The sequence below is a fragment of the Patescibacteria group bacterium genome (assembly GCA_041667185.1).
In the GTDB taxonomy this organism is placed as follows: Bacteria; Patescibacteriota; Patescibacteriia; order SG8-24; family SG8-24; genus JBAYFM01.
The window spans coordinates 1-6,914 of record JBAYFM010000024.1; the positions used below are offsets into that span (position 1 = coordinate 1).

General features: G+C 59.0%; 6 protein-coding genes. 3 read left to right on the forward strand and 3 right to left on the reverse strand.

Annotated elements, in window-relative coordinates; all coding sequences use genetic code 11:
- Nucleotides 1–132: 132 nt before the first annotated feature.
- From WCT10_06005 to kaiC, 3 genes are read right to left on the reverse strand one after another with little or no spacing between them, the layout of a single operon-like run.
- Nucleotides 133–1,560, reverse strand: coding sequence for a PAS domain-containing sensor histidine kinase (locus tag WCT10_06005; GenBank protein ID MFA6604351.1), 1,428 nt, complete (start codon nucleotides 1,558–1,560; stop codon nucleotides 133–135).
- Nucleotides 1,561–1,581: 21 nt separating this feature from the next.
- Nucleotides 1,582–1,845 (reverse strand): circadian clock KaiB family protein, encoded by a 264-nt coding sequence (locus WCT10_06010; GenBank protein ID MFA6604352.1) that lies wholly within the window; start codon nucleotides 1,843–1,845, stop codon nucleotides 1,582–1,584.
- Between the two features lie 11 nt (nucleotides 1,846–1,856).
- A complete protein-coding gene (gene kaiC, locus WCT10_06015) occupies nucleotides 1,857–3,332 on the reverse strand; it encodes a circadian clock protein KaiC (GenBank protein MFA6604353.1) in 1,476 nt (491 codons plus the stop codon).
- Between the two features lie 160 nt (nucleotides 3,333–3,492).
- On the opposite strand from kaiC, the gene WCT10_06020 reads away from it, so the two are divergent.
- The 3 genes from WCT10_06020 to WCT10_06030 form a co-directional block, all read left to right on the forward strand.
- Complete coding sequence (locus WCT10_06020; protein ID MFA6604354.1) at nucleotides 3,493–4,953, forward strand: HAMP domain-containing sensor histidine kinase; 1,461 nt, start codon at nucleotides 3,493–3,495, stop codon at nucleotides 4,951–4,953.
- Between the two features lie 67 nt (nucleotides 4,954–5,020).
- Nucleotides 5,021–6,313 (forward strand): hemolysin family protein, encoded by a 1,293-nt coding sequence (locus WCT10_06025; GenBank protein MFA6604355.1) that lies wholly within the window; start codon nucleotides 5,021–5,023, stop codon nucleotides 6,311–6,313.
- On the forward strand, nucleotides 6,288–6,914 hold a 627-nt coding region (locus WCT10_06030; GenBank protein ID MFA6604356.1), incomplete at its 3' end, for a redoxin domain-containing protein. The genes WCT10_06025 and WCT10_06030, both read left to right, overlap by 26 nt.

Below are 6,914 nucleotides of genomic sequence, written 5' to 3' on the forward strand. Positions count from 1 at the left end.
CGGAGTCAGGGAGTGATGAAGCACTCCAGCACTCCAGCACTCCAGCACTCCAGCACTCCAGCACTCCAGCACTCCAGCACTCCAGCACTCCAGCACTCCTGCACTCCTGCACTCTCCCAACCCCCACGCCCCTCAACCCGCCAACGGCAACGTAAAACAGAATGTGCTCCCTGAGCCAGGCTTGGACTCGGCCCACACCTCGCCGCCCATGCGGTCGACGAGTTCCTTCACGATGAACAGCCCGAGACCGGTGCCGGATTGGGCGCGCACCGCGAGATCTTCCGACCGCCAGAATTTCTGGAACAGCCGCTTCCGGTCCTCTTCGGAAATACCGATGCCAGTATCCGCGATCTTCGTAAGCAATTTGTTGCCGCGCACCTCGTGGCTCACTGTGACCGAACCGCCGGCGATATTGTATTTCACGGCGTTGGCCAACAGGTTGGTCAGGATCTCCTTGAGCTTCATCGAATCGGCGGCCACGTAAGGGATTCCCGATCCCGGTTCATAATTGAGACTCACGCCTTTGGAGACCGCGTTCGGGCGCTGCTCGGAAAGCAGGTCGGCGACATGGCTCACGATGTTCTGCGGCGCGACCTGGATCTGCAAACGCCCCGCTTCGGTCCGCGAAACCTCCAGGAGATCGTCGACAAGATGCAGCAGCCGCTCGTTGGCTTCCTGGATCTTGGCCAGATGGCCGCGCAGCACCGGATCGATCGCCAGGCGCCTGTCCTCGAAAATGATGTCCAGAAGCAAGCGGATGGCCGTCACCGGATTGCGCAACTCGTGCGCCGCAACGTAGACGAATTCATTCTTCAGCTGGTCGACGCGCTGACGGTCGGATTGGTCACTGAACGATTCGATGATCAAATTCCCGCTGCCGCCAGGCTCCGAAATCAAATTCGTCGTGACGAGGACCGGCACTTCGCCGCCGTTTTTCTTGTGAAATTTAGCCTGGCGCGGCGTCGTCTTGCCGATCGCCGGCGTCATCATGGCGTCGTCCACGGCCTCCAGATACAATTCCGAAATCGGCCGACCCACCATCTCAGCCGCGGCAAAACCGGTGATCTCCTCGGCCGTCCGGTTGAACATCATGATCCGGCGCCCGGAATCGATCACGCAAATGCCGAACGGGGAATTATCGACGATGGACTGGAAATAATTCCGCGCTTTCTTGATCTCCGCCTCGACCAAGCTCTTCACCCGGATATCGCGGCCCAGATACAGCACGGCTGAAACTTTGTCATGACGGATGATTGGCGTCGCGTAATACTCCATTTTAACCAGCTTGCCACCGCTCGTCCTGGCTTTGACCTCGAACTCGGCGACTCCGGCATCGCCGGCCACGATCCGGTCCAGACTGGATGGAACATTTGAAAAAATCTTTTCAAGCGGCCAGCCGACGACCTCATTCTCAGAATAACCCAGCAATTCCAAAAGCACCTTGTTGGCCGCAAGGATCTGATGGCCGGGATCGGTGATGATCAGGGCTTCGGGTACGTCATCCTGGCGGAAAAAGACACCGCCGGACTCCGCTGCCGGTTGCTTCTTGGTGGTTGGCATAGTGATCGTCGCCTCGACGCGTTACGCGCCCTGCGGCGGCTGATGCAAGCAGATCGCCAGTGTTTCGGATGTGGGCTGTCCGACGAAACGCTTGTCGCCGATGATGAGCGTCGGCAGAGCCTCGATGTTGTACTGTTCGGCCAATTCCGGATGTTCGGCAATATCAATGATCTCCAGATCCATTCCCGGCTCCTGGCTGCAGGCAACCTCAACCTGGCGGCGAACGAAATTATAAATCGCCGATTCCTGGGAAACAAAGAATAAAATTTTACGTTTGTCAGCCATGTTGCGGGCGGTCATTTGCGGCTCTTCTTGCGCTTAATCACGGCCGCCGGTTCAAGACAGGCCTTTTCCGTCGCCCCTATGACGCACATGCCGGCGGAATTGATGGTATAACGACGGACCTCTTTGTCGTGCGCCGAAGCCCGAGATTTGGCGATCAGGATGATCCGCTCCATCTGGCCGGCGATCTCGGAAAAATCCATCGTGATGATGTTATCGGCGATGACCGCGAGATCGGAATCGGTGCCGGCGGATTCGCCGTCAACAGCCGCGCTGGTGTAATTCATGAGCGTCGTGATCTGCCTGGCTTTCAGAAACGAGTTCAGCGAAACAGCGAAGCGGCGGAACCGTTGCTGATCGACGGAATTGACGAGCGGCGTCACGGAATCAATGACCACCCGGCGAGGCTGAAAATCTTTGACGATATGCCGCATCTGTTTCAGATAAGCTTCGAGCGGCATCTCTTCCGGCTGCCAAGCGACAACCTGGAGCAGACGGCGTTTCTCGGCGGCGGTAAAATTCATGCCGATCGTCTTGGCGTCCATGAAAATCTGGGCGCGCCCCTCTTCAAAAGAGAACAAGACGCCGCGTTCGCCGCGCCTGACACCCTCGGCCAGGAACGACATGCCAAGCACGGTCCGACCGGTGCCGGACGGACCCTTGAGCAGCGTGGTCGAACCGCGGAAGATGCCGCCGTCAGTCATGGCATCGATGCCGTCGACGCCGATAGAGATGCGGCTCATGGGGCTCTCCTTGGCAAAATCCTCGTTCTGACGCGGAAAGACGACGATACCGTCATCGGAGATCAGGAACGGGTAGCGGCCGGTCTGATGGCTGCCGCCGCGCAACTTGACGATCTCGATCTGGCGCTCGCGCTGGCGTCCGACCGCGGAGTTATACAGGAACACCACGCTATCGGCGACAAAATCCTCGACGCCGAACCGGGAAGCGCCGTCGCTGTCGTTCACGCGCTCGGCGGTGATGACAGTCGTGACGCCGAGTTCGCGCAGGATGCTGATCAGCTTGAACATCTCCCGACGGACCAGGGCGTAATCTTTGTAGCGCAGGAACAACGAACCGATGCTGTCGATGACGACGCGTTTGGCCTTGACCTTGTCGACGGCGAAACGAATGCGCGCGATGAGCGCTCCAAAATCATACTCCCCGACCTCGACCTGATTCTCCGCGACGCGACTCGCATCGACAAAAGCGATCCGTCCTTGTTTCTCCAAATCATCGAGACTCCAGCCGAAACCAGCCACGTCCATAAGCAGATCGGCGCGGCGCTCCTCAAAAGTCACGAAAACACCCGGTTCTTTGAGTTCTGTTACGCCCCGAAACAGGAACTCCAGCCCAAAAATAGTCTTGCCGGATCCAGCGCTGCCGGAAATGACGATCGCCCGCCCTTTAGGCAGGCCGCCATCAGCCAGACGGTCAAAACCGACAATATTGGTCGGTATCTTAGGCGGAAGAGAATTGGTGTGTGTCATGAATATATTATACCACCATCAGCCCGCCCTGACCAAGACTGCCCGCGTGGCTAAAATATTGAAAATAGGCTTAACTGAGCAAAAATACAATCATACCTATCACGCGAACCCGTCATTTTCATTTCTGTTTGAGCCGCGGCCGTGATATGATTTTTAAGCTATGACCAGCAAAGCTCCCGCGAAAATAGGCGCCAGCTCGATGTTCCTCAAGAAGAACTGGCAATTGATCTATGCCGGCATCCTGATCGTGCTCGTGCCGGTCTCCATCGTCGTCAATACGTTCTTCGTGATCAACCGCTTCCGCCAGACGGTCGATGTCGAACTCCAGCGCACCGCCCTCATCATCGGCAAGATGTTCAGCGCGACGAGCGCCGATCTCTTCCACGACCAGGCCGGCTTGCAGAAGCGGCTGGAAGCCGTGGCCGCGGCCATCCCCGAGGTCCGCAGCCTCGACGTGCTCGTGAAAGACGGCGAGGACTTCAAGGTCTTCGCAAGCCTCTATCCGGACGGCATCGGCCGCGTCGCGCATGGCAATCACAACATCCTGGCCTGGTACGACAACCAAGCCATCGCCTACCTGACCAAATCCGGACGGTCGGCCGCGATCGACGAAAAACTGACCGCTGAGGAAGCCCGCAGCAGCGAGCGTTTCTGGGGCGTGGTCATGCCGCTCGCCGACAGCCAGGGAGCGAAATCCATTCTGCTCTCGGCCAAGATCTCCCTGAACGTCGTCGACAACCTGGTCCAGAGCAATCTCTACTGGTCCTATCTCTGGCTGGTCATCACGATCCTCATCATCATGCTGGTGCTAGCCTCGAACACGCGCCTGTTCGAATACGCCAGCCTGTTCCGCAAACTGCAGGAGGTCGACAAGATGAAGGACGACTTCATCTCCATGGCCTCGCACGAACTGCGCGCGCCGATCACCGCCATCCGCGGCTACCTGTCGCTGTTCCTGGAGGACGCTTTCGGCAAGATGGAGGACAAACCCAAAGGCATCCTGAAGACGGTCTTCTCCATCTCGACCCACCTCGCCGGACTGGTCGAAGACCTGCTCGACGTCTCCCGCATCGAACAGGGCCGCATGAAGATGGATCTTGAACCGACCGTGGTCGAAGAACTGGTCCAGGAGATCGTCGAACAATTGCATTTCGAGGCCGAACGCAAACAGCTGGCGTTCGAGTACCGTCGGCCGGCCGCGCCCCTGCCCGAGATCGAGGTCGACCGCGCCCGCCTGCGGCAGATCCTCATCAACCTGGTCTCGAACGCGATCAAATACACGCCGAAAGGCAGTGTCGTCATCACCTCGGAGATCAAGGACAATGACAAGATCGAGATCAAGATCACGGACACCGGCCTCGGCATGTCGGCCGAAGCGCGCGAACGCCTCTTCCAGAAATTCTATCGGGTCAAGACCGACGACACCCGCGACATCCCCGGCACCGGCCTGGGCCTGTGGATCACCAAGCAGATCGTCGAGCTGATGCGCGGCCGGATCTTCATCGACTCGATCGAGAAGGTCGGCACTCAAGCCAGCGTCATCTTCCCGGCGCTCAAGACTCCGGAGATCGCTCCGCCCGCGGCTATCGCTCCCGACAACGCTGACGCGCCCAAAGCCTGAGTGCTTCGGCGTGCCGCCAGAAAGCCGGTAGACGAAGCCCGCCGCTTTAGCTAAGGTAGCCCAACCTATGTTTGCCTCCTTTTTCACGCTCATCGTCCTGCTGTTCCTTTCGGCCTGTTTCAGCGCCTCGGAAACAGCCATTTTTTCGCTGGGTATAGTGCGGATCCGCACACTGGCCCAGAAAGGCAACAAGGCCGCCAAGATACTGGAAAAGCTCCGCGACAACCCCAAAACCCTGCTGGGCGCGCTCCTGCTAGGCAATAATGTCGTCAACATGAGCGCCGGCGCCCTCACGACGGTCGTGGCGATCGAGCAGTTCGGCAATACCGCCGTCGGCATCGCCACCGGTCTCATCACCGTCGCCATCATCATCTTCGGAGAATTCCTGCCGAAATCTTTCGCGGCCCACCACAGCGAATGGCTGGCGCTGGCGCTCGCGAGGCCGGTCGACCTGCTCACGCGCGTCCTGCGTCCGATCCTGGTCGTCATCAATTTCCTGGTGGACCGAATCTTCCGGGCCGCCCCGCCGCCGACGGCGCCGGTCTTCGGCGAGGACGAGATCAAGACCATGGCGCAGATGGGCGTCAAAGCCGGCACGCTGGAGCGGGGCGAAAAAGAGATGATCGAGCGTGTCTTCCTCTTCAACGACGTCACCGCGAGCGATGTCATGACCCCGAAGGAAGGCGTCATTTTCCTCGACGGAAAAAAATCCCTGGCCGACGCTTTGCCGCTGATCAAGTCTTCCGAATTCTCCCGTTATCCGGTCTTCGAGAACGACAAGAACAACATCGTCGGCACTATCCACCTGAAAGATATCTTCATCAGGATCGCCGAAAATCCGACGGTGAGCTTCAGCCTGATCGCCATGAAAGACCTGGCCGAACCGGCCGCTTTCGTTCCCCACACTAAACCGATCGACGATCTGCTGCGGGAGATGCAGCGGCAGCATCTGCACATGGCCATTGTCGTGAACGAGTACGGTTCGGTCTTGGGCGTCGTGACCTTCGAGGATCTGCTTGAGGAACTGGTGGGCGAGATCAGCGACGAATCCGACGTTGACGAGCACACCGTCAAGCGCGTCGACCGGCTGAACGTCATCGCCCACGGCGACGTCGAGATCAAGGATCTCAACCGCTTCTTCAATACCAAGATCCAGGGACCGCCGCACAAGTCGCTAGGTTGGGTGATCCTGAAGGAACTCGGCAGCATTCCGACCGGCGGGCAGCAGGTCAAGATCGCCGACGGACTCGTGGCGACAGTCGAAGAGATCCTCAACCTGCGTATCAACAAAGTCCGCCTGACCAAGACCGATGAGACGCTTAATGCTCCGCCCAATGATGCTCAGAAAAAAATTGGCTGAATTCCTGGGCCGCGGCCGCCGCGTCGATGCCGCGACGCTCTTGGTCGAAGGCCGCATGCCTGCGCTCGACAGCGCCGGACCCTGGCTGAATTCCGCGCCGCTCGCCGCCGCCGACCTCGCCGGCCGCGTCGTCCTGATCGATTTCTGGACCTACTCCTGCATCAACTGCCTGCGGACCCTGCCGCATCTTCAGGCCTGGCACGAGGCTTACGGAAAAACCGGCCTGACGATCATCGGCGTCCACACGCCGGAGTTCGATTTTGAGAAAGAGACGATCAATGTGCAGCGGGCCGCCGAACGCCACGGACTGACCTACCCGATCGTGCTCGACAACGATTACGTCCTCTGGAACCGCTACCGGAACCGCTGCTGGCCGGCCCATTATTTCATCGACGCCGGCGGCAATATCCGCTACCGCCATTTCGGCGAAGGCGATTATGCCCACTCCGAAGAGATCATCCGGACATTGCTCGCTGAAGCCGGCAAGATTCCGCCAGCCGAACCTGTACATCTGGCCGAACCAACGCTCGCCTGCGCCGGCCAGCTGACCCCGGAAACCTATCTCGGTTTCGACCGCGTGGAATATCTCGGTTCGCCGGAG

Coding starts and splice junctions, on each gene's coding strand:
- WCT10_06020 (MFA6604354.1), top strand. CDS start 3,493: ATGACCAGCAAAGCTCCCGCGAAAATAGGCGCCAGCTCGATGTTCCTC.
- WCT10_06010 (MFA6604352.1), bottom strand. CDS start 1,845: ATGGCTGACAAACGTAAAATTTTATTCTTTGTTTCCCAGGAATCGGCG.
- kaiC (MFA6604353.1), bottom strand. CDS start 3,332: ATGACACACACCAATTCTCTTCCGCCTAAGATACCGACCAATATTGTC.
- WCT10_06025 (MFA6604355.1), top strand. CDS start 5,021: ATGTTTGCCTCCTTTTTCACGCTCATCGTCCTGCTGTTCCTTTCGGCC.
- WCT10_06005 (MFA6604351.1), bottom strand. CDS start 1,560: ATGCCAACCACCAAGAAGCAACCGGCAGCGGAGTCCGGCGGTGTCTTT.